The following is a 22,313-nucleotide window of genomic DNA, read 5'->3' as shown; positions in this document are numbered from 1 at the left end:
TAAAGGGGTTGTTACTCGTGATAGACGATATCGCAGTCCTCAACTTCTGTAGGCAGTCCGAAGAACGGATAACGGCTGAAGTAAGGTTCTGTGCACATGTCCTCGTTGTATCTTGGACTTACTATCTCAATATTGTTCTTGCGTATGGCTTCGTCCACCATACGGCTTTCCTCGTCAGTCAGTCCGCTTGCATCGCCGTTGATGATGTAGCAGAGTGCCCATGTAGGTATCGCTTCAATGCTTCTGTTCATATCGCTTGTACTTTAAAGTGTTAATAACCAAATGAATGTTCCAATCAGTACCACCATAGAAAGAATGGAAATGATGATGCCGAAGATGAACTTCACAATTCCCAATATGACTTCACCGACCATGCAGAGAGCCATATATCCCAACCAAGCCACCAAAGTGATGAGGGTTGAGCCGACTGCGGAGAGTAATCTCCACCAAGTCTGTGTTATGTTGATGTTTGTTGTCATATAGCCTTGAATTAAATTTATTTGCGGTTCCAGGAACTGAAGGGAAGTTCTCGTTTCTTCACCTTTTTGTCGCTCCCTTTTCCGACATTTTTTTTTGCGTCTTCCTGTCGCATCGGTCGTTTCGTTTCAGGTGCCTTTCAAGGGCGGCGAGGCTGGAAATACAAGGTTTTTCGGAAAAATACTACCCAACGGTGTGGAGATTTTTTCGAAAACCGAAGGCTCGACCTTTTATTTCCAAAGCCCGCTGCCATACCTTTGCACCTGCACGATAACGGTTGATGCCAAAAGGAAAGACCATGTGGAGGAAAGAAAATCAGAGCGGCAAATGAAAATAGAAACTTCACGGAAGTTTTTGGACTGTACGATTATCGCATACTCATTTCTTAGAAATGGATACAATTACTGTCTTGCAAATGTTTTTAGGAAAATGGAAATCGCATACAAGAATGGCACAGCCTTCAGAGAAATTCCGGTGAAAGAAGAGTATGGCTTGTCCATACTTCTTGCATCGGGTTTTCTCCAAGGTTGTGCAGCCAAGCATGAAAGTGGTCGTTGGGGTTTACATCAATGACTTCTTTCTTGCGGTGGAGTATGCAAACAAAATGGTACGGCAAATCAAGGAATGGTGTTTCTTTTGATCGGTTAGCCTGCAACCGACAAAAAGAAGCACTTTTCCTCATGCCGTACTACTGAGACATGAAAGGGTGGCGTGCCACTGTTTCATGTCGTTTGGATTGTGCGATAAAAAATGGAACTGCGAGTTGTGGCTATAAAAGTCAGCCGTTGTCAGCACGGCAAACAAAGAAAAGTCCTTGGCAGTATAGTCTTGAAGTATTTCAAGGCATACTGCCAAGGATTTTTCTTGCCGTGCCATAGTCGGAGGAAGTTAGTCTGAGGTACGAGGACTGTCTTTCTGCGACGACGGCTGACTTTTATACAAAACACACGAAAGGATGAGAATATGCAAACGAAATAGACCATTCAAAAAACAGAAACCATTGCCACATATGTTTGAATGGATTGAAATGGAAACAGCAAAGAATAGAGAAGAATAGGGTTTAATGAAAACAGATTTATACAAGCAAAAAATCGAGGATAAAAAATCTTAAAACATTCTTTATCCCCGATTAAATATCGTACCTTTGCAACCGAAAGAGTTCTTTGGATGGTTATGCAAATCACAGCAGGATGCTACATTCTGTTTATTTCTAATTCGTAACCTCTTCTTTTTATGAGATAAAAACTTATCTCATTCTCAATCACTTATAAAAAATACGTACTTTCTATCTTTAAAACGGTCCATTTCACAACGCAAAACGGTCCATTTCGCAAGCTGAAATGGACCGTTTCGCATCATGAAAAGGCATGTATTGGAATGCCGTAAAGATTTTTCGTATTTTTCGTCGCGTCTCTCCGCTGCTGCATCAGCGTCTGTAGCCTTTACTTCTCAGCGTCTGCCGACGACATCAGTCGTTGTAGTTGGCGGTGAGCCGGCAGATGTTCACAATGACGTCCATGGCCTTCTCCATGACTTGGATGGACACGAACTCGTAAGGACCGTGGAAGTTCACGCCACCGGCGAAGATGTTGGGGCAGGGCAGTCCGCGGAACGACAGTTGGGCACCGTCGGTACCTCCGCGTATGGGTTCGACCTTCGGCTTCACGCCGCTCATCTCCATGGCCTTTACGACGAGGTCGACGACATGGATGTTCGGGTCGATTTTCTCCTTCATATTATAGTACTGGTCGGTGAGCTTTATCTCTACGACGCCGTCGCCGTATTTCTCATTGAGCTTCTTAGCTATGTCCTCCATGAACTTCTTGCGGTCGTTGAATTTCTCGCGCGAGTGGTCACGGATGATGTAGCTGAGCTTTGCCTCCTCGCAGGCACCCTCGATGCCGAGCAGATGGTAGAATCCCTGATAGCCCTCGGTGGTCTCGGGAATGTCGGTCACGGGAATCATGCTGTTGAATTCGCACGCTATCCTTGCGGCATTGATCATCTTTCCCTTGGCGTAACCTGTGTGGACGCTCACTCCGTGGATGGTAACCTTGGCCGCGGCAGCATTGAAGTTCTCGTATTCGAGGTCGCCGATGTCGCCGCCGTCCATCGTGTATGCCCACTGACAGCCGAACTTCTCGACGTCGAAATGGTGGGCACCCATACCTATTTCCTCATCGGGGTTGAAGCCGACACGAATCTTTCCGTGCTTGATTTCGTTGTGGTCGCGCAGGTAGCACATAGCCTGCACAATCTCGGCGATACCGGCCTTGTCGTCGGCACCGAGGAGGGTGGTGCCGTCGGTGACGATGATGTCCTCGCCCTTGTGCTCCAACAGTTCGGGGAACTTTGCCGTACTGGAGATTATTCCCTTCGACAGCTCGATGTCGTTGCCGTCGTAGTTGCGGATGATGCGTGCCTTGATGTTCGCTCCGCTGGCATCGAGGGCCGTGTCGTAGTGCGAAATGAAGCCGATGGTGGGGATGTCCTTGTCGGTGTTGGCAGGCAGGGTGGCGTAGATATAGCCCATGTTGTCCATCTCGACATCCTCGAGACCTTCCTTCTCCAACTCCTCCTTGAGGTACTTGGCAAAGATGAGCTGCTTTGACGTACTTGGCACTGTGCCGGTGTCCTCGGCCGACTGAGTGTCGAACTTGGTGTAGTTTATGAATCTTTCTTCTATCTTCATAGTCTTATTTTTGTGATAATCTTTTTCTTTCCAGATTACTTCCTTCGTGGCACAAAGTTACAATAAAACATCCTATTGGCAAAATATCCGACACTGAATCTTGCCTTTTCCTGCCTTTTTGATGTTTCGGCGTGTGCCATTGACGATTCGTACATCGTAAGGTTCATTCCGCACTCTCGAGCGTCTTGAGTGCGTCGGGCTCACCGACGACCCACAGAATGTCGCCCTTGCAGAGCTTTCGCGACGGCGAGATCATCGTGAGCTTTTCCTGACCTTCCTCAACGCCCACAACCATACAGTTGTATATGTCGCGGATGCCCGACTCGCTGAGGGTCTTGCCGATGAACGGACTGCTGCCCGAGAGTATGAGCTGCCGCAGTTTCATGTCGTGTTTTTCTATCTCCGGGTCCTCGTGGTTGATTTCGGCTTTCATCGTCTTGCCGAAGTTTGCGAGCTGTTCGTCGTCGCCGATGACCTGAATTTTGTCGTTGGGGAAGAGCACGCTGCTGCCCGTCGGGATGTTGATGTGCTGCACACCGCGGATGATGCTGCTGACGTGTATGCCGAAACGGTTTCTGAATTTCAGCTCCTTGAGTGTCTTGCCGGCCCATGTCGAATCCTCGGGAATGGTGAACATGCCGATGTGTATGTCGCGGTCGAGGAGATGCTGCTCAAAGAGCGGACGGCGGTCGCCGTGGACCCTCGCTGCCACGTCGCGCGACTGGAGGTTCTGTATGAAGCGACGCTCCAGCGAGATGCTCCGTTTCTTGATGTTCCGCGATAGAATCATATAGCCGATGACTGCCGCCACGATGGCGAAAATCAGTCCTGTGGTGAAGCGGGTGAGATAGGTGGCGATGTAGAAGACGAACGACGATGCTATGACAATCCTCACAATCATGGTGAAGAACAGCGGCAGCCGGTTCATGCGGTTCTCCGTCCAGAGGGCCTTGGCCTCCTCGCTGTGGTTCTTCTTCATTATTATCGCCCTCAGGAATGGCGCAATGATGAGCAGGGTGAGCACTCCGCAGACCGCGTTGCCGGCCCAGTGGCTGCCGGTGACGCTCGTGCTCAGCAAACGGAGTGGTGCCAGCGCAAAGTTGAACATGACCGCGATGACGGCCACCGAGAGGATGCTGTATATCAGCGTGTTCATGACCATGCTGCGGATGAGCCGTTTCCAGTTGGCTTTCGTCTCCGATGTCTCGGGCGTTCCCATCGTTCTGTGCTCTAACCGGCGCAGCCAGCTGTGGGGAATGACCTTTACGATGCCGTCGTAGCAGGGTGTGGCGGCGCGAATCATGTATGGCGTGAGGAATGTCGTCACCACCGAGACGGCCACGACGACGGGGTAGAGGAAGTCGCTGATGACCCCCAGGGAGAGGCCGAGCGACGCAATGATGAACGCAAACTCGCCAATCTGAGCCATGGAGAAACCGCAGCGCATGGCATTCTTCAGCGACTGGCCGCTCAGGAGGAATCCTATCGATCCGAAAACGGCCTGACCGATGAGGATGGTCATGACGATGACGACTATCGGCAGGGCATAGTCGACGAGAATCTTCGGTTCGACGAGCATGCCGACAGAGACGAAGAAGATGGCTCCGAAGAGGTTCTTCACCGGCTCAACTAATTTTATAATACGCTCAGCCTCAATGGTTTCGGCGAGGATGCTGCCCATGACGAAGGCTCCGAAGGCTGCCGAGAATCCCACTCGCGTCGACACTACAGCCATCAGACAGCATAGTCCGAGAGCCACAATCAGGAGGGTCTCGTCGTTGATGAGCTTACGAACGGCACGCAGGAAACTCGGTACGACGTACAGTCCGACGACAAACCACAGGACGAGGAAGAACACTATCTTCATTATGCTCTGCAACATCTGACCGCCGCTGAGCGCTCCGCCGCCGGCAATGGCGCTAAGCATGACCATCATAACGATGGCGAGGATGTCCTCAAGGATGAGAACGCTCATGACGCTCGAGGCAAACTTCTGCTGCGAGAGGCCCATGTCGTTGAATGCCTTATATATAATGGTAGTGGAACTCATGGCTAACATTCCACCGAGAAAGATGCAGTCCATCCGCGTCCAGCCAAAAGCGTGGCCCACACCGCCGCCGAGGGCCACCATGCTGAAGATTATCGTGACGGCGGCAACGGCCGGAGCCACACCCATCTTCAGGATTTTCTTTATCGAGAAATCGAGGCCGAGGGAGAAGAGAAGGAACATTACGCCGATGTCGGCCCAGGTGTGGATGTCGGCCTTGTCGACCACCGACATCGTCAGCGGCATATTCGGCGAGACGATAAATCCGGCTACGATATATCCGAGAACTAAGGGCTGCTTGAGCCTTTTGAACACAAGGGTGACGATACCGGCAACAATGAGGATGAGGGCCAGGTCGACAATGAGAGGTGATATATTATTCAAGATAAGCTATATATTAATGTTATATGTTGTGGAAAATAAAAAAAGTCGTGGACAAATTTACTCAAATTTGTCCACGACTCCAAGGATGACCGCTGAAAATTACAGTCTTTTAATAAACTATTTGATCTGCTTCGGACATTCCGGTGCCGCTTTTCGGCTCTACCGTCGGCTATCAATACCACTGCACGGCGTTGCTTATTCCGCTGCGCTTGTCGTATTTCAAGGCATCGGTCAGTGTTGAGGCGTTGCACCTGAAGGTGAAGTTGTAGCTCGTGTAGGGCCTGAGGACCACCGAACAGCTCATGTTGAAGCAGTGGAGATCGCGACTCAGACTGGCCGTTGTCATCGAGAGGTCGTGGCTGTCGAAATCGTAGCCGCTGGCGAAGGTGATGTTCCAGCCGTCGCTGATGCGTACGTTGCCGCTGACGTTGAGCGTCTGGGTGAACTGATAAGGATAGCGCATCGACTTGGTGTTGAACCTTCCGCCCGTATTTTCGCGCATCGTGATACCGTAACCGAAGGTCAGCGACCACGGCATCGAGAACCTCATGTATCCGTCCTCGTCGGTTTCGGCCATGCTGCCGCTCTTCTTCTTGGCCTTGTGCTTGCCTTTCTCGAGCACGTCGTCGACGTTCGACTCTATGTCGGTGTCCGTTCCCTCACCGTCGTCGTAGCCTTTCTGGTTGTCGTCGTCATCGTCGTCGCTGTGGCCGAAGAGCTTTTTCAGCTTTTCGGGGTTAAGGGTGAACGATATGTTCTGCGAGAATCCCTGGAACACCGGCAGCCGGTTGAAGTGGAACTGGGTGTGGTTGCCGAGGTAGTGGTGCCCGTTGTCGTCGTCCTCATAGGCGTACATGCGGAATCGTGCGTTCATGGAGAACGTGTAGCTCTTCCACCATCTGAGGCGCAGCCGCACCGAGGGGTCGCTCCATCGGTGAGTGGCTGCCGCGGCGTTGTACGACATGTTCAGTCCCAACTCGTCGATAATGCTGATTTTTTTCACGCCCGTCGAGTCCTTGTCGCTCTTGATTTTGGCCTCGATATTGTTGGCAATGTCAAAGCTGACGCTCTTTGTCTGTCCGTGGCCGGGCCCTCCGTAGAGCTCGTTCTGGTACGGCGAGTATTCCACATAGTGGAGTTTGCCGTCGGCATCGGTATACTGGTAGCTGTCGTAGTAGCCGTAGCGGCGGGCACTGAAGTCGGGCGAATAGCTGAAACTGACCTGCGGTGTGATGACGTGGCGGATGGCTTGCAGCTTGTCGCCGAAGATTTTGTGGTTCGGAATCCAGAATCCGTAAATCTTTGTGCTTGCCGATACCGACATATTCCAATTGTAGATGTTGTGGAAACCGTATGTCGTGTCGAGCACTTCCTTCTGTGCTAAATCGTCCCAGCCCCTGTTCACCTTCTTCAGATACATCCTGTCGGTGAAGTTGAACGACGGTGTGACGTTGATATAGTTGAAGAGCGTGAAGTTGGCCTGAACGGGAATATTGTGCTGGAATCCGTTTTTCCAGTCCTTGGCGAGGTTCGAGTGGAGAAGCATGTCCTCCTTCGTGTTTATCGAGTTGCTCAGTTGGCCGGTGTACGACATCGATATCTTCTCATACCAGCGCTCTTTTCCCACCGCATGCTTGCGCTTGAAGGGGTAGAAACGGCTGATATTGATGTTCAGGTCGGGCAGGGTCATGGCCAGCGACGAGTCGCGCATGTTCTGGCTGAGGTTCGTTGTGGCCGACAGCGACATGCCGATGCTCGAGAAAGTGGTGCTCCAGCTTACCGACGATGTACGTGTCGACTGGGTCATAGTCTGCGGATTGTACATCGAGGTGAGGTTATTTCTCTCGTAACTCGACGTTGCGAAGTTCACACTTGCCGACAGCGTGCTGAAAGGATTGGCCTTCGTGTCCTGCCGGTGACTCCACTGTATCTTGAAACTCGTCTGCTTGCTGTAGTCGGGCATACCCTTATCGCCGGTCCGTGTGTCCTGATAGCTGAAGAGGAACGAGCCGTTGTAGCGGTAGCGCTTGCGGTAGTTGCTGGCAGCACTGAGTCCCCATGAGCCCTGGGTATATATCTCTCCGAGGAGCTTGAGGTCCCATTTGTCGCTTATGGCGAAGTAGTATCCGCCGTCGCGAAGGTAGAATCCGCGGTCGTTCTCGTCGCCGTAGCTCGGCATGATGAATCCGGAGGAGTATTTCTTCGTGAACGGGAAGAATCCGTAGGGGATGGCCAACGGCAGCGGAACGTCGGCAACGACGAGATAAGCGGGTCCGAAGACAACATCTTTTCCCGGCCTTACCTTTGCGCGGCTGAGGGCGATGTAGAAGTCGGGATGGTCCTTGTCGCAGGTCGTATAGCGGCCGTGCTGCATGTAGATGATACCGGTGGAGTCACGTTTTGCCACTTCTCCACGCATGTAGCCGTCGTCCTGGGCGGTGTAAACCTGGCGGATGAGGCCTTTCTTCGTCTTGAAGTTGAAGGCCATGGTGTCGCTCTTGTATTCGTCGGCACCCATCTTGAATACCGGTGTGCCCTTGATGCTGTCGCCGTGGTTGTCGGCGAGGAAGGCCGCTGAGGTGTCCTTGGCTCCCGTTGCCCTCACGAGACTGCTGTCGAGGCTTAGGTAAATCTTCTCACTCTCGAGGTTCATGTTCTGGTAGTCGACCTTCGATGAGCCGTAGAGGTGGGCGATACCCGTTGTGGCGTCGTAGACGATGGAGTCGCCGGCCTCGTATTTTACTGGAGCCTCTATGCCGTTTTTCTTTGCTTTCTGGAGACTGTCGCGGTGCAGCGAGTCGTCGATCATCTTGTTGTGGGCCTCAATGGCCAGGTGCAGCGAGTCGGTAATGGTGCTGTCCTTCGACGTTCCGGCACCATTTTCGGCAGCTTTCATCTCTCCTAAAAGCTTGTGGGTATCGACGTTGACGGTGTCGCCGACAGACTGTCTGCCTGCGGCGAAATATCCATATACGTTGCCTTTGGCCACTACAATCATAGCGACTGAAATCAAAAGCAATATGATGGTTTTTGTGCGCATTGCTAATCAAACGACAAAGTTACGGAAAAAATATTGTATTTCCGTTCTTGCAATTCGCTTTTTATTCGTTATCCTTTGTTTTTAACGTTTCTGAATTCTCAAACATGTCGTGCCACTGCCTGAACCGCTCCAGTCCTTCCTTACCAAATTTGGCCAGACTGTGCTCGGCCTGCTCGTAGGTTTTCTCCCTCCGGGGGTGCGTCTTGCTGTAGAATTTATCGGCATAGCAGATGACCTTTTCCTCCATTGTCTCGGGCAGGAAATCCTGATGGGGCAGTGGAAGGTCCTGACTGACAATCTCTTCCTTCGTCAGTCCGGCTCCCGTATGCCTTTCGCAAACTCGTGCATGACGCGGAAATCCTTCGGCTCTGAGCATCTCTGCCCCGCAGCGACCGTGGCAGATGTAGGGCTCACTGCCGTAACACTCGATGCCGGGGGCGTTGCACCGGCATATGCCGATGTCGTGGAGCATGGCTGCTTCGATGATGAACTGCCTGTCCATAGCCAGTTCTGGATGTGCATCACAAATACTCACAGCACGCTTCATGACAAGCGTGCTGTGAGTGATGAGTATATCCCGAAGCTTATTGTCTTCGGGATAGTATTTGTCGATTATTGCTTTGTAGTCCACTTAGGCCTCTCTTTGAATATATCCGAGGACGTCGCCTTTGCGTACTTTGGCCCCCTGCTTGGCACCAATCTCCACGAGCTTGCCTCCGAGATCGGCCGGAACAGTGACGAACTCGCCCCAAGGAGCCTGGATGTAGCAGAAGACGTCGCCTTCCTTGTATTCCTTTCCGATGTACGGCTCGACGGCAGGAGCAGCCTCGCCGTCGCCCTGGAACTCCCAGAACACCTGACCCTTGACCGGAGCAACGATGGCATCGGCCTTGGCGTGCTTGAAAGCGGTAGCCTCCTCGATAGAGACCTTAGCGCCTTCACGGGCATCCTTGGCTTTCTGGAGGTCGGCAAGGAAGTTCTTCTTGGCCTGACCGCTCTTATAGTTGCGGTACTGCTCGGGATGCATGGCGAGCTCGAAGAGTTCCTCGTCGTCCTTTCCGAAATCCCATCCGTTCTTCTTCATCTCCTCGCGGAATTCCGGTAGCTTGTTCTCGAGCAGTGTGTGCGGGTCGACATCGGTGAACTCGAGGTTCTTCTCCTTTGCCAACTCCTTGATTTCCGGTGCGATTTCGCCTGGCACCTTACCGCTGCGGCCGAGGATCATGCCCCACATGGCATCGTCCATGTAGACGTAGCGCCCCTTGCCCTGCTCCATGGAGAGAAGGTTCATGAGCGAGATATTCTTTGTATACTGCGAGAACGGTGTCACGAGTGGTGGGTAACCCACACGCGGCCAGACATAAGCCACCTCGTTGAAGAGCTTGATGAGCAGGTCGTCGACGCTGAGCTCAGGCTCGCCCTTCTTCTTGCGCAGATTGTTGATGGTACCGCGTATGCCGCCGAGGTCGGACATCATCGATCCCATCATGCCGCCTGGCAGACCACAACCGAGGAGCAGTGACGACATAATCTTGTTCTGCGGGTTGATGAAGTAGCCGAGCCACTCGTCGATAAACTCCTGAGTGAGGGCGCGGGCCTGCATGTAAGCGTCCATATTGATTTCGGGAACGTCGAATCCGGCGTGCTTGAGCATGCTCTGAACCGAAATAACATCTGGATGCACCTTACCCCACGAGAGCGGCTCGATGGCTGTGTCGATGATGTCGGCACCATTCTGGCACACTTCCAGAACGCTTGCCATCGACAGTCCGGGGCCTGAGTGTCCGTGGTATTCGATAACGATTTCGGGGTGCTTGTCCTTGATCATCTTCGTCAGTTTGCCGAGGAATGCCGGCTGACCGATACCTGCCATATCCTTAAGACAGATTTCCTCAGCGCCGGCCTCTATCTCCTTGTCGGCGAGCTCGCTATAGTATTCGAGGGTGTGGACGGGCGAAGTGGTGATGCAAAGAGTGCCCTGCGGGGTCATGCCGGCTTCCTTTGCCCACTTGATAGAAGGCGCGATGTTGCGGATGTCGTTCAGACCGTCGAAGATACGCGGGATGTCGACACCCTGAGCGTGCTTCACCTGATACATCATCCGGCGCACATCGTCGGGCACGGGGTACATGCGCAGAGCGTTCAATCCACGGTCGAGCATGTGGGTTTTGATGCCGGCTTCGTTGAAAGGCTTGCAGAACGCACGGACGGCCTCGTTAGGATTCTCACCTGCAAGCAACTGAACCTGCTCGAAAGCACCGCCGTTGGTCTCGACGCGCGAGAAACATCCCATCTTGATGATTACCGGAGCTATACGCTCCAACTGGTCCTTGCGTGGCTGGAACTTTCCGGAGCTCTGCCACATGTCACGATAAACGAGACTGAACTGAATTTTCTTTCCCATTGATATATGTATGTTTTTTGTTTCCAAATACTTCCTACCGCGTTCATATAGCGGTACTGACTTGCAAAATTACCTAAAAAAATCCAATTAGTTGTCGAATGGTTTTATTTTTTGCAACTTTTGACTTGTATTTTGCCCATTTTGCATTAACTTTGCACGTTGATATATTATGTGAGCAAAAAAGTTTAAAGCATAAATGAGAAAACTTCCAGCATTCATTATCCTGCTTATAGCCATCTCCTTAGGAGCATGCACTTATCAGGCCGAAGGCGATAAAGGCGCCATCGACATCACCGAGCGGGTGAAGGGCGACAACACCCTTTACGGTCTGGCCTGCGACGGCACCAACGACTCCACCCTCGTATTCCTGCCCAACAGCGGTGGCGACCCTGTGAGCTACGACATCATCGATGCCACCCGCAATCACCAGATTTTTGGCAGTCTGGCGATTGGCGACTGGGTGGGAATGATGGTCGACCCCCACGACAAACGGAAAGCCAACCTCGTCGTCGACCTCGATGAGCTCAAGGGAACATGGACGTTTCAGGTCATTCCGAAGGTGAAACCTACCCCGACGATGAACGCCGAGGAGGCTGAGGCCGCCATGACCGACTCGATGAAAGCCCTGTACATGGTTCCCCGCGAATACGGTTTCACCCTCAAGCGCCACTATCAGGCCAGCCCCGTAGGCCTCATCGTCAAGGAGAACTCGCTCGACGACAATAGCCCTGTGGCTTATCCTAAGGTGACGGTCTATACCAGCTGGCACATCATCAACGGCCGCCTGTACCTCTATAAGGATACCGTCGACGAGCAGGGCAAGCGGATTCCACAGAGCCAAGTGGGATTCGACGATGGCACCTTCGTCTATCTCGGTACCGACTCCATGGCAGCCCTCTTCGGAAAGAAGGTCATGCAGTATCACCGCAAGGCCAACGCCATCGAGGCCAACGCCAAGGCTCAGGCTGCCGAAAAGAAGGTCAGCAGTGCCGACACGATAAAGAAATAACCGGGCTCAGGCCCACATTCCATTATTAACGAAAACGAACAAAGATGAAAAAGATTTTCCTTCTTCCCGTCCTTGCCCTCCAGATACTCTCGGCTTGCGGCCAGGGCAATAATCCACAACAACCGGTCAGCGACACCGCCGACCACGATACGGCCTGGTACGCCGCCCGCATGGACAGTTTCGACGCCGAGGAGAGCCGTCTCGAGGCTGAGTACCGCACCATAGCGGCATCGCCAGCGGCTCCCGACCACGATGCAAAGATAAAAGAGATATATGCCAAAGCCGACAGTCTCGGCGAGAAACAGAAGGCCACTATCCTCGAAATCGTCCGGAAATTCAAGTCGACAAAGTTCCCAGCCCGTTACCTTTCGGGTAACGTAGCCTACGCTTTCAACTACGATGAATTAAAGGAAATCTGTGACCCCAAGAGCGGCTACTACAACGATGAGGCCCTGAAGATGGCCAAGCATCTGCTGACCTCGTTAGAGAAACGCCACCCCGGACTGCAATATAAGGACCTTACGATGAGCGATATGGATGGCAAGAGCGTCCGCCTTTCCAACTGGGTAGGAAAAGGAAAATACGTCCTCGTCGACTTCTGGGCTTCATGGTGCGGTCCGTGCCGGCAGGAAATGCCAAACGTCGTTGAGGCTTACAGAAAATACAAGTCGAAGAACTTCGAGATTGTCGGTGTGAGCTTCGACGAGCGCAAGGGTGCCTGGACGGCAGCCGTCAAGCAACTCGGCATGACGTGGCCGCAGATGTCCGACCTCAGGGGCTGGCAGAGTGCGGCGGCATCGGTCTACGGCATTAACTCCATTCCGGCCAACGTCCTCCTCGATCCTAAGGGAAAGATTGTGGCTGTTGACCTCCGTGGCGATGCTCTTCAGACCACCCTCGCCAGTCTGTTGAAGTAGACTACGCGTTGACGATGAGCATTGTCATGTAGCCCGCGAACACTGCTATGAGCACGGCTCCCTCCCAACGCTCTATGCGCAGTTTGGTGTAGGAGAAGAGCCACAGCAGGACCATCGAGACAACTAACAGCGACAGGTCGACGGGGGTGATGCCCTGGATGTCGAGGGGAGAGATAACTCCCGTCACACCGAGGATGAAAAGGATGTTGAACACGTTCGAGCCCAGCACATTACCGATGGCTATGCCGCTGTTGCCCTTCGTTGCCGACACCACGCTCGTGGCCAACTCGGGCAGCGATGTGCCCATGGCGACGATGGTCAGACCGATGATTGTGGGGTCGACACCCAAGGCCGAGGCCAGCTCGGAGGCTCCGTTGACGAACACTGTGCTGCCGCCGATAAGGCAGGCAAGGCCCACCACTATCCACACCGCGGCCATCAGCCGGCTCATGGGCTTCGTCTGGCCCTCGGCCGACGGCTGTTCGGCACTGCCGGTCTTGGCCTCACGCAGGGTCATATACATGAAGATGGCGAAGAAAACCAACAGTATGGCGGCATCGTAGCGCTGAATCTTCCCGTCGAAACCGCAGAGAAGAACGAGCAGCATCGATGCGACGAGAGCAAAGGGAATGTCCTTCTTCACCGACGACCGGAGGATACTGATTGGTGCCACGACGGCCGCAGCACCCACGATGAGCAGGGCATTGAAGATGTTCGACCCGACGACGTTTCCCACGGCCATTCCAGGCTGATGGTGGAGGGCCGAGACGAGACTGGAGCAGAACTCCGGCATGCTCGTGCCCATGGCCACAATGGTCAGACCGATGACGATCTGCGGTATGCCCAACCGCTCGGCCACGGCCACCGAACCGTCGGTCAGACGGTCAGCGCCCCACAATACTAACACTATTCCAATAACAATTGATAAGATATTTATCAGCATATTCCTTCCTCCGGCCCCACATCTCAGTGGGGCTTTTTCGTTTTATTGATATTCCGTTTTGTCGCATCGTGGAAACAGCAAGGCCGTCAGCCAACAGCCAATCCATAGATGCGATGATTGATTGTTGCAAAGTTAATCAATTTAATCGGATTATATGAATCTTTTGGCGGGATTCTCCTGAAATTTGCTTCCGACCAAAATAAAATGTAAATATATTTGATTCATATCGAGCTTTAGATACGCCTTTGTTACTGATTGATACTCAATGAGTTACAGAACTGGCCATTTTGCGTTGCAAAACAGGCCGTTTCGTGCTCTAAAACGGACCGTTTCGCAAGCCGAAACAGGCCGTTTCGCAACGCAAAACGGCCTGTTTGATTTTCGTGTAAATATATTTCAGCATTTTCTGTTTGTCCGTCCGGTTTGATTGCGGAGTCTTGACCAGTGCCTGGAGTGCCGTTCTTCAACAACGAAAAAAGCCCGAGTGCTCACGCATTCGGGCTTTTCAGAATCTAACAATCACACAATTAATATCGAAATAACACCTATTTTCTATAACTAAAACTCTATTATTGCTTTTCCACTGTGTATATATGAGAAACTTTTCTTATTGCTTATGAGCGTGGGGCTTATCCCACCTCGATTGTCCTCGAGACCTTCTGCTCCTGACGGTTGATCTTTGGCAGGGTGACGGTGAGTACACCGTTGGCTACCTTAGCACCGATCTTGTCGCGGTCGACATCGTCGGGAAGGATGAGGGTCTGCTCATACTTCGAGTAAGAGAACTCGCGACGGAGATAGTGAGCGTTCTTCTCGCTCTCGTCCTCCTTCTTCTCCATCTTGATGGTCAGGTCGCCATCGGCGTTGATGTTAACGTCGAAATCCTCCTTCTGCATTCCTGGCGCTGCGAGTTCTACGGTGTAACCACCCTCACTCTCAAGTACGTTTATTGCGGGTGCCGTTGCGTTTGGCTTCGGCATGTTGCTATTATTGAAGAAGTCGTTGAAGACTTCGGGTAACCAATTGTCTCTGTACATATCTTTGTCTCCTATGTTTTGTTCGTTTACGCTATACTATATGCAACCCTCGTGCCACTCCGTTTCTGTGTCATTTTGTCTCGCTTGAGGCTGACAAGATGTCGGTCTGTGGCTAATAAGTCCGTGACTGTCCACTCGTTATGGGAAAATTTGTTACCTTTGCACATCGTTATATATAATAGGTATATGCTTACAGACGACATAAAGCTGTTGGCTTTCGATGCCGACGACACCCTCTGGGACTGCCAGAGCCATTTTGTGGCTGTGGAGGAGGCCTACTGCCGTCTCCTCTCCGACTATGGTTCGGCCGATGAGATATCGCAGGCTCTCTTCGCCACCGAGACTGCCGACATGCCGCTCTTAGGCTACGGCTGCAAGGCTTTCACCATCTCGCTCGTCGAGAATGCCATCGTGGTGAGCTCCGGAAAGGTCGATGCCGCCACGATAATGAAGGTCGTAGGCCTCGGACGATCGCTCCTTGAGCTTCCGGCGACGCCCCTGCCGGAGGTCGAAGCCACCCTGAAGCGGCTCCACGACAGCGGCCGCTACACAATGGTGGTGTTCACCAAGGGCGAGATTCTCGACCAGGAGAATAAGCTGCGACGCTCCGGACTCGGCCGTTTTTTCGACGATGCCGTCGTCGTTGCCGACAAGACCCACGACGAGTACAACCGTCTCTGCTCGCGCTACGGGGTGTCGATGCAGCAGATGATGATGATTGGCAACTCGTTCAAGTCCGACATCGAACCGGTGCTGCAGCTTGGCGGCACGGCTGCCCACATCCCCTTCCACGTTCTGTGGCAGTACGAAAAGACGGAGGAATACGACCATGAGCGGCTCTTCCGCTTGCAGCACTTCGGCGAACTGGCTCCTCTGCTGCTCTAAAAACGAAGATAAAGATTATGGAAACGATGATTTCAGATGAAATAAAAAGACTGTTGCGCAGCCTTGCCGACCGTTACGAGACTGCCGGCTTCATCGTCGGCGACCCCTCGTGGTTCATGCATCAGGTGAGCGATCCTGCCGACCAGGAGATGATTGCCTTCTTGGCTTCGGTGCTTAGCTACGGGCGCCGCGACCTCTTCCTGCCGAAGATTCAGCGTCTGCTCGACCTCAGCGGCAACCATCCCGCCCAGTGGATACGCAGCGGCGCCTATACGGCCGGCGTTCCCGACGATACGGCGTGCTACTACCGGCTCTATAACAACCACATGATGCGTGCGCTGATGGACGGTCTGCACGACATCGTGGTCCATTATCCCACGATTGGCGACTATGTCAGGGTCTCCGCCCCCGGTGGCAATGCCGTCGATGCCCTCGCGGCACTGTCGGGATTCTTCTACGCAAGGGGCGTGAAGGGCATGGTTCCGGCCCCGCGTACGTCGGTGGCCAAACGGCCGTGCATGTTTCTCCGGTGGATGGTGCGCAGCTCTTCGCCCGTCGACCTCGGCCTGTGGGCCTCGTTCGTCGACCGCCGCACGCTGCTCATACCCATGGATACCCACGTGCTGCAGGAGGCCCGCAACCTCGGTCTCATAGCCAGTAAGACGGCCAGCTGGTCGACGGTGGTCAGGCTCAGCGAGGCGATGCAGGAGGTATTCCCCGATGATCCGGCCCGTGGCGATTTTGCACTCTTCGGTTACGGGGTTAACAAATGATGCAAATTTCAGAAATAATAATATAGGTAAAAAGATATGTTTAAGGATTTCTTGCTTGTAAGTTTAGGCAGTTTCTTCGGTGGTGGCGCACGTTTCGCCCTCTCGAAGGTGGTGCAGTCGTTGACAGCCGTGGCCTTTCCGCTCGGCACGATGACGGTGAACGTCCTCGGATGTCTTCTCATCGGATTCCTGTCAGGTCTCAACTACGGCGGAACATGGTTAACCCCGTCGACAAAACTGATTCTGACGACGGGGTTCTGTGGTGGGTTCACGACGTTCTCGACGTTCATGAATGAGAGCGACTCGCTCCTCAAAGACGGCAATTACGCGTTTGCCGCCCTCTATATTTTCGGCAGCCTGGCCTTGGGTCTGGCGGCTACGGTTGTCGGCCACCAGCTTGCCAAGGCTTTCTGATGCCTTATCTGCGGCCCGGGAGCGACATCTTGCCGGTGAGGCTGATGCGGTCGACGACGTCGGCACCGAAGGTTGTTGTCTTCGGGCTGACGGCTTTCAGGCCCTTAGAGCCTTTGGCACCGCTCGTCTGACGTGTGAAGTCGAACTGGATGAGGTCGCTGTTGTTGGTCCCGATCATATAGCCGCGGAAGATTCCTGTGGCCTCGTCGAGATAGAATCCGTGCTGGCTGGCATTCATGTCCATGACGAATGTGGAGCCGCTGTCGTACTTCACGTAGATGTCGCCGTTGTTATTGATGTACCAGCTGAAGTGCAGGGTCTGGCTGTTGCCAACGCTGCCGTCGGCGTTACGGTAGTAGTCATACTCCGTGCCGGTGCCCTTGATGGCGTTGGAGTTGTTCTGGACGAAGGTCATAGTGGCGTAGAACTGGTCGGTAGTGCCGTTACTGCCGTTGGTGTAGACCATAGTGCCGTTCCATTCGCCGTTGAGCACCTGGGCCTCGTCGACGAGAGTGTTGCCCTGGTTGTTGTCGTCGTTGTAGTCGTTGTCGTAGCCCCATCGGCCACCGTCCTCGTGATAGTTGTACCACCAAGGATAGCTGTCGCCATACCAATAATCGTCGTCATCACAGCTTGTGAAGGCGAAAGGCAGTGCAGCCACTGCCAATACTGTCAGGATGCGTGTAATCTTTTTCATAATCGTATTCCTTTTATATTATGTTTCTTTTTCTTTTCGATGGCAAAGATAGTTATAATTATTGCTTCGGCAAGAATAATTTCCCTATTTTAACGTAGGTGTTTCCCTATTTCGAAAAAAAGAATTACCTTTGCACTAACACTAACGAAATCTTCATTTTATGGATGACTATATAGTATCGGCGCGCAAGTATCGTCCGATGACGTTCGACTCGGTGGTGGGGCAGAGTGCTCTCACGACAACACTGAAGAACGCCGTCAAGAGCCGCAAGCTTGCTCACGCCTATCTCTTCTGTGGTCCGCGCGGCGTGGGTAAGACCACCTGTGCCAGAATCTTCGCTAAGGCGATAAACTGTGAGAACCCTACGGCCGACGGTGAGGCCTGCAACGAGTGTGAGAGCTGCAAGGCCTTCAACGAGGGCCGGTCGCTGAATATCTTCGAGCTCGACGCTGCATCGAACAACTCGGTGGAGAATATCCGATCGCTCATGGAGCAGACACGAATTCCGCCGCAGATAGGCCGCTACAAGGTTTTCATCATCGACGAGGTGCACATGCTCTCGACGGCAGCGTTCAACGCCTTCCTCAAGACGCTCGAGGAACCGCCAGCACACGTGATTTTCATCCTCGCCACTACGGAAAAGAACAAGGTGCTGCCGACAATCCTATCGCGTTGCCAGATTTACGACTTCGAACGGATGACCGTAGCCAACACCGTGGCCCATCTGAAGATGGTGGCCGATAAGGAGGGGGTGACGTATGAGGACGCGGCTCTGGAGGTTATTGCCGAAAAAGCCGACGGCGGAATGCGCGACGCACTGTCGATTTTCGACCAGGCGGTGAGCTTCTCGCAGGGAAATATTACCTACGAAAAGGTTATCGAGGACCTCAATGTGCTCGACTCCGACAACTACTTTAACATCATCGACAAGGCTCTTGAGAATAAGGCTGCCGACATTATGGTCCTGCTTAACAACGTGATTAACAAGGGCTTCGACGGTGGAAACCTCATTAACGGGCTGGCCAGCCACGTGCGCAACGTGCTCATGGCTAAGGACGCGCAGACGCTTCCGCTCCTCGAGGTCAGCGAGCGCCAACGCCAGCGCTACCAGCAGCAGGCTCAGAAGTGTCCGACGAAATTCCTCTACAGGGCTCTACAGATCTTGAACCGCTGCGATGTGGAGTACCGTCAGTCGAGCAACAAGCGGCTGCTCGTGGAGCTTACGCTCATCGAGGTGGCGCAGATAACGCAGCCCGACGACGACAACCCGGCCGCGGGGCGTGGCCCTAAGCGACTGAAATCCCTGTTTAAGCTCTTAGCATCCAACAATCAGCCGAAACCGGCAGCGCAGGTGGCCGGGGCTGGTAAGTCGCTGTCGCCACGCGCCTCACAGAGGCAGGGTGGGGCGGAGGCCGTTGCCGGTGCTGAAACGAATGAACCGACCGCTACAACTGCTGCCCCCGCAGCTGCCACTACGGCTGACCAGCCGTCGGCAACAGCCGGCAAAGCGGTGAAAACTCCTAAGATAAGCCTCGGATCCCTCGGCATGTCGTTCAATAATCTGCTGAAAGAGAAGGAGAAGAAGAACGTGGCCGTTCAGGAATATGAGATAACGAACAAAGACGAAGAGACAAAATTCTCGCAGACCGACCTCGAAAGGGAGTGGCGCGCAATGTGCGTGAGAATGGAGAAGACGGCCCCGGGACAGGCTCAAAGGCTGAAGAATATCCGTCCGACGATTACGGATTATCCTAATATCGAGATTGTTTTCGACAATAAGATCTTTCTTGACGAGATAAAACCGATACAGGGACGGCTACGCGCCACGATGGCCAAATATCTGCATAACGGCAATATACAGTTCTCCATCCGTCTGGCGCGGCAGGAGGAGATAAAGCCGGTGCTCACCCCGCTTGAGAATTTTGAACGCATGAAAAGTGAGAATCCGGCCATCAAGAGCCTCGTTGAAAAATTGGGATTGGAATTGGCGTAAGCCTCTTACGGCAGGTCGCTGTCGGTGGCGGTAAACAAAAAGATGTCTGGCATTGTCCTTCGGCGCGTACTGAACGTCGACGAGCAATGCCAGACTTCTTTTTCTCCTGGTTGCCGGCGGTCGGGAATCTCTTTCCACAGAGCCCCGGGTTCTGTTCTACCAGCATCGGTCATTAGGTTCTGCGCCCCCGACTGTCATGAGAGGACGATGGGCGCCTTCGCTTGACTCATGATGAATGGTTGACTTTGCCACCGCCTTTCATAATGCCTCCGGCTATTGGTGAGATAACAGACAGGATGACTCTGTTCGCCGACTGGCAGATAACGGCTTGCAGCATTTCAATTGTTGTGCAACAAACACTCTTGATGAAAGCCTATTCATGAAAATTCTGCCGGCAAAAGAGATGGACGTCGGAATGTAAAAGTATTTCTCTCAGCATGCATTTCGTTTGCGTTCTCGCTTCCGTCTGACTATCAGTGAATTATATTTTGTGCAATTTTGCGTTCCCAAACGGACCGTTTGAACTTGCGAAACGGACCGTTTCGGGTGATGATAGGGACCGTTTGACAAGCCGAAACGGCATGTATCGGAATGGTGTAAAGATATTTCGCTCTGTCTTGGTAGTTTGTTTCCTCGCCGGCAATGTGCTGGCATGCGTCAACTTTGAAGAACATTAATAGAACCTTCTCAATAAAGTGACGACGACAGGGGGAGCCTTTTGACTTATAAATCTGGTGTGATAGTCGGACCCTTCCTTCGCTTCTGATGGAAGAGATGCTCTGAACCTTCTTTCAACAGACCACCAATGGGAAGTTCAAAGATAAATTTATCTGAAACTTTGACGAATGGTGTAACTATTGGACGGAATATCCATTGCCTGACAAAAGGATCGTAATACTTTTCCGCGCCAATGTGCGTGCCAAACTTTTTGCTTCTATAAGTAATATAGCCACCATAACGACTTGTGCTAATATAAGGAAAGGCTGCCATGTAGTACCATGGATTAACATTGTAATATTCTCCAAATGCAGTCATACTGATATTTTTAGAAAGACTATATGTGATTGCGCCATGTACTCCATATTGAGTAGTGATGCCTATAGCAAAATACCTATTTACATTTATGCCTGCCGTCAGAGTAAGATGATTGTCCTTATAGGTAGTTTCCATGTTAAGCCGCTGTGTAGTAAGCAAAAGAGGATATTCTTCCTTCTCTCGAACACCAGAAAGCCCGAAGTTGCCAATGGTGAAAGAGCCATCTGTTCTGCTTCCTACGGCATTCGACATGTCAAGTTGTTTTCCTGCTATTGCGTTTGCATTCTGAATAGTTGATGCCCTGTTATTAATATTTTGAAAGTAGGCTGTCAAAAATTTAAGCCGTTTTTCGTTTCTTACTTTTGAGGTCCAACATTCTCCTTACTTGCCAATTGTCAAGCAGAGTCATTTCTTTCCAATCCTTTATATCAGCCATTCTCACGCATTCCATTTTCTCCTTGAAGTCAATCTTTCTTCTCTTTTTGCTGTCCGTAACTTTTCCGTACAGAGGCAAGGCCAGAACTATGGGCGTTATCCCACAGTGTTTGTTTTTCGGCTGTATGCTTTTATAAACGCCGAAAGTTGATTCTATGATATCCGACGTGATGTTGTGGCATTCGTCCTTTGATTTAAGAAGGGCGCACTCTTCATTTATGTAACGCCTTATGGCACGACCGACTCTTTTGCATCCTTCTGCTATTTCGTCCTTCCGCAACAGATTGATCCAGATGTAATCCTTGCAGTACTTTGCAGAGGTATGCGAAAGACCTTCTTTCTTTACTTTCGTGAATACAACGTCAACTGTTTCCATTACATGGTAGAGCTCTGTAACTAGCTCCTTATAGTCAAGCACAAACGTATAGGCAGCCTTCTGGCTTTCGCCAAGATCGTCATAGACTTGGAGTATGGCCCAAGCCCATTCCACCCACTTTGACATATTCATGAACCTCGATATGGTCCGTAACTTTGGCGGGAGCAGATATGCGTTAGCGGTAAGCTGATATGACAATCTCTTCTTGTTCATTATATCCATAAATTCCTTGAAATCAGTTCTTTCCTTGTATTCGTCCTCAAGAATAAGACCAATCGTGTGACTGATGTCTCGATGGCGCGGGACATCAGCTAACTCTGCTCCCTTCCTGAGATTATGCCCGTTGTCGCTGACAATATATTTTGGAGTCTTTCCGATTTTGTCCTTCAGTTTTATTATCTCCCTTTCTACGTCTCCGGCTTTCCATGATGACGATACAGCCATTGCCAGCACCTCGACATCCCCATGCTTCAATGTCTTGCCCTCGTGCTGTGCTGGAGCTGCGAGAATAACCAGCAACTTCTGACTTCCGACGGTGATACTCTCGTCTATAATGATAGAGTATTCCGTCCCTCTGAACTTATTACATGAGTCAAGATACTCTACGATACCAGCCTTGAGCAGCCAATTCTCAATTGTCTGGTGTGATGGTATTACACCGAGGGCACCGCCGAGAAAGTCATTGAATAACTCCAATCCGTTGACGATTGAACGAAATCCGCATCCCATGCGGATGTACATGCACACGGCCAAAG

The 22,313-nt window shown here is 52.0% G+C and carries 18 protein-coding genes; 7 read left to right on the top strand and 11 right to left on the bottom strand.

Going from position 1 to position 22,313, the window contains the following annotated elements:
* Positions 1-11: 11 nt before the first annotated feature.
* Positions 12-251: a DUF6926 domain-containing protein gene (locus LDN30_RS08835; protein ID WP_223929282.1), complete on the bottom strand. Its 240-nt coding sequence runs from the start codon at positions 249-251 to the stop codon at positions 12-14.
* Between the two features lie 358 nt (positions 252-609).
* Between LDN30_RS08835 and LDN30_RS08830 the strand changes: the two genes are divergently transcribed.
* The gene (locus LDN30_RS08830; protein ID WP_223929281.1) at positions 610-1,050 is read left to right on the top strand and encodes a hypothetical protein; all 441 of its coding nucleotides are present in this window, start codon (positions 610-612) and stop codon (positions 1,048-1,050) included.
* A gap of 895 nt (positions 1,051-1,945) precedes the next feature.
* Here the strand turns inward: LDN30_RS08830 and pepT are convergent.
* The 5 genes from pepT to LDN30_RS08805 all read right to left on the bottom strand — a co-directional run bounded on the left by pepT (position 1,946) and on the right by LDN30_RS08805 (position 11,044).
* A complete protein-coding gene (gene pepT, locus LDN30_RS08825) occupies positions 1,946-3,169 on the bottom strand; it encodes a peptidase T (RefSeq protein WP_223926314.1) in 1,224 nt (407 codons plus the stop codon).
* A gap of 163 nt (positions 3,170-3,332) precedes the next feature.
* Positions 3,333-5,600 carry a cation:proton antiporter gene (locus LDN30_RS08820; protein WP_223929280.1) on the bottom strand — a complete coding sequence of 756 codons (2,268 nt, stop codon included), beginning with the start codon at positions 5,598-5,600 and terminating at the stop codon, positions 3,333-3,335.
* Between the two features lie 172 nt (positions 5,601-5,772).
* Positions 5,773-8,496 (bottom strand): putative LPS assembly protein LptD, encoded by a 2,724-nt coding sequence (locus tag LDN30_RS08815; RefSeq protein ID WP_373316529.1) that lies wholly within the window; start codon positions 8,494-8,496, stop codon positions 5,773-5,775.
* A 205-nt stretch (positions 8,497-8,701) separates the two neighbouring features.
* Positions 8,702-9,271, bottom strand: a complete 570-nt coding sequence (locus LDN30_RS08810) for an HDIG domain-containing metalloprotein (RefSeq protein ID WP_223929278.1) — start codon at positions 9,269-9,271, stop codon at positions 8,702-8,704.
* Positions 9,272-11,044 (bottom strand): hydroxymethylglutaryl-CoA lyase-like TIM-barrel protein, encoded by a 1,773-nt coding sequence (locus LDN30_RS08805; RefSeq protein ID WP_223926310.1) that lies wholly within the window; start codon positions 11,042-11,044, stop codon positions 9,272-9,274.
* Between the two features lie 196 nt (positions 11,045-11,240).
* On the opposite strand from LDN30_RS08805, the gene LDN30_RS08800 reads away from it, so the two are divergent.
* The gene (locus LDN30_RS08800; RefSeq protein ID WP_223926309.1) at positions 11,241-12,053 is read left to right on the top strand and encodes a hypothetical protein; all 813 of its coding nucleotides are present in this window, start codon (positions 11,241-11,243) and stop codon (positions 12,051-12,053) included.
* A 44-nt stretch (positions 12,054-12,097) separates the two neighbouring features.
* Positions 12,098-12,970, top strand: coding sequence for a TlpA disulfide reductase family protein (locus LDN30_RS08795; protein ID WP_223929277.1), 873 nt, complete (start codon positions 12,098-12,100; stop codon positions 12,968-12,970).
* A gap of 1 nt (position 12,971) precedes the next feature.
* On the opposite strand, the gene LDN30_RS08790 is transcribed toward LDN30_RS08795, so the two are convergent.
* Together LDN30_RS08790 and LDN30_RS08785 are read right to left on the bottom strand one after the other, a co-directional pair.
* Positions 12,972-13,913, bottom strand: coding sequence for a calcium/sodium antiporter (locus LDN30_RS08790; protein WP_223929276.1), 942 nt, complete (start codon positions 13,911-13,913; stop codon positions 12,972-12,974).
* A gap of 629 nt (positions 13,914-14,542) precedes the next feature.
* Complete coding sequence (locus LDN30_RS08785; RefSeq protein ID WP_223929275.1) at positions 14,543-14,950, bottom strand: Hsp20/alpha crystallin family protein; 408 nt, start codon at positions 14,948-14,950, stop codon at positions 14,543-14,545.
* A 186-nt stretch (positions 14,951-15,136) separates the two neighbouring features.
* On the opposite strand from LDN30_RS08785, the gene LDN30_RS08780 reads away from it, so the two are divergent.
* From LDN30_RS08780 to crcB, 3 genes are read left to right on the top strand one after another with little or no spacing between them, the layout of a single operon-like run.
* Complete coding sequence (locus LDN30_RS08780; RefSeq protein ID WP_223926305.1) at positions 15,137-15,835, top strand: HAD family hydrolase; 699 nt, start codon at positions 15,137-15,139, stop codon at positions 15,833-15,835.
* Positions 15,836-15,852: 17 nt separating this feature from the next.
* Complete coding sequence (locus LDN30_RS08775) at positions 15,853-16,608, top strand: TIGR02757 family protein (protein ID WP_223929274.1); 756 nt, start codon at positions 15,853-15,855, stop codon at positions 16,606-16,608.
* Positions 16,609-16,644: 36 nt separating this feature from the next.
* Positions 16,645-17,022 (top strand): fluoride efflux transporter CrcB, encoded by a 378-nt coding sequence (gene crcB, locus LDN30_RS08770; RefSeq protein WP_223926303.1) that lies wholly within the window; start codon positions 16,645-16,647, stop codon positions 17,020-17,022.
* 4 nt (positions 17,023-17,026) lie between these two features.
* Here crcB and LDN30_RS08765 read toward each other — a convergent pair whose 3' ends face one another.
* The gene (locus LDN30_RS08765; protein ID WP_223929273.1) at positions 17,027-17,719 is read right to left on the bottom strand and encodes a lipocalin-like domain-containing protein; all 693 of its coding nucleotides are present in this window, start codon (positions 17,717-17,719) and stop codon (positions 17,027-17,029) included.
* 160 nt (positions 17,720-17,879) lie between these two features.
* On the opposite strand from LDN30_RS08765, the gene LDN30_RS08760 reads away from it, so the two are divergent.
* Complete coding sequence (locus LDN30_RS08760; RefSeq protein WP_223929272.1) at positions 17,880-19,712, top strand: DNA polymerase III subunit gamma/tau; 1,833 nt, start codon at positions 17,880-17,882, stop codon at positions 19,710-19,712.
* A 723-nt stretch (positions 19,713-20,435) separates the two neighbouring features.
* Here the strand turns inward: LDN30_RS08760 and LDN30_RS08755 are convergent.
* Positions 20,436-21,080, bottom strand: coding sequence for a hypothetical protein (locus LDN30_RS08755; protein ID WP_223929271.1), 645 nt, complete (start codon positions 21,078-21,080; stop codon positions 20,436-20,438).
* 4 nt (positions 21,081-21,084) lie between these two features.
* A complete protein-coding gene (locus tag LDN30_RS08750) occupies positions 21,085-22,287 on the bottom strand; it encodes a hypothetical protein (protein WP_223925382.1) in 1,203 nt (400 codons plus the stop codon).
* Between the last annotated feature and the right edge of the window lie 26 nt (positions 22,288-22,313).

Source organism: Prevotella lacticifex, assembly GCF_019973375.1.
GTDB classification, from domain to species: Bacteria; Bacteroidota; Bacteroidia; order Bacteroidales; family Bacteroidaceae; genus Prevotella; species Prevotella lacticifex.
The sequence above is the reverse complement of the archived record's forward strand: the minus strand, read 5'-3'. Positions and strand labels throughout refer to the sequence as shown.

Bases quoted from the DNA above. Each gene is read 5' to 3' on its own strand.
- LDN30_RS08750 (WP_223925382.1), bottom strand. From the start codon at position 22,287: ATGGGATGCGGATTTCGTTCAATCGTCAACGGATTGGAGTTATTCAAT.
- LDN30_RS08815 (WP_373316529.1), bottom strand. From the start codon at position 8,496: ATGAAAGCTGCCGAAAATGGTGCCGGAACGTCGAAGGACAGCACCATT.
- LDN30_RS08775 (WP_223929274.1), top strand. From the start codon at position 15,853: ATGGAAACGATGATTTCAGATGAAATAAAAAGACTGTTGCGCAGCCTT.
- LDN30_RS08805 (WP_223926310.1), bottom strand. From the start codon at position 11,044: ATGGGAAAGAAAATTCAGTTCAGTCTCGTTTATCGTGACATGTGGCAG.
- LDN30_RS08765 (WP_223929273.1), bottom strand. From the start codon at position 17,719: ATGAAAAAGATTACACGCATCCTGACAGTATTGGCAGTGGCTGCACTG.
- LDN30_RS08760 (WP_223929272.1), top strand. From the start codon at position 17,880: ATGGATGACTATATAGTATCGGCGCGCAAGTATCGTCCGATGACGTTC.
- LDN30_RS08835 (WP_223929282.1), bottom strand. From the start codon at position 251: ATGAACAGAAGCATTGAAGCGATACCTACATGGGCACTCTGCTACATC.
- LDN30_RS08795 (WP_223929277.1), top strand. From the start codon at position 12,098: ATGAAAAAGATTTTCCTTCTTCCCGTCCTTGCCCTCCAGATACTCTCG.
- crcB (WP_223926303.1), top strand. From the start codon at position 16,645: ATGTTTAAGGATTTCTTGCTTGTAAGTTTAGGCAGTTTCTTCGGTGGT.
- LDN30_RS08790 (WP_223929276.1), bottom strand. From the start codon at position 13,913: ATGCTGATAAATATCTTATCAATTGTTATTGGAATAGTGTTAGTATTG.
- LDN30_RS08780 (WP_223926305.1), top strand. From the start codon at position 15,137: ATGCTTACAGACGACATAAAGCTGTTGGCTTTCGATGCCGACGACACC.
- LDN30_RS08800 (WP_223926309.1), top strand. From the start codon at position 11,241: ATGAGAAAACTTCCAGCATTCATTATCCTGCTTATAGCCATCTCCTTA.
- pepT (WP_223926314.1), bottom strand. From the start codon at position 3,169: ATGAAGATAGAAGAAAGATTCATAAACTACACCAAGTTCGACACTCAG.
- LDN30_RS08785 (WP_223929275.1), bottom strand. From the start codon at position 14,950: ATGTACAGAGACAATTGGTTACCCGAAGTCTTCAACGACTTCTTCAAT.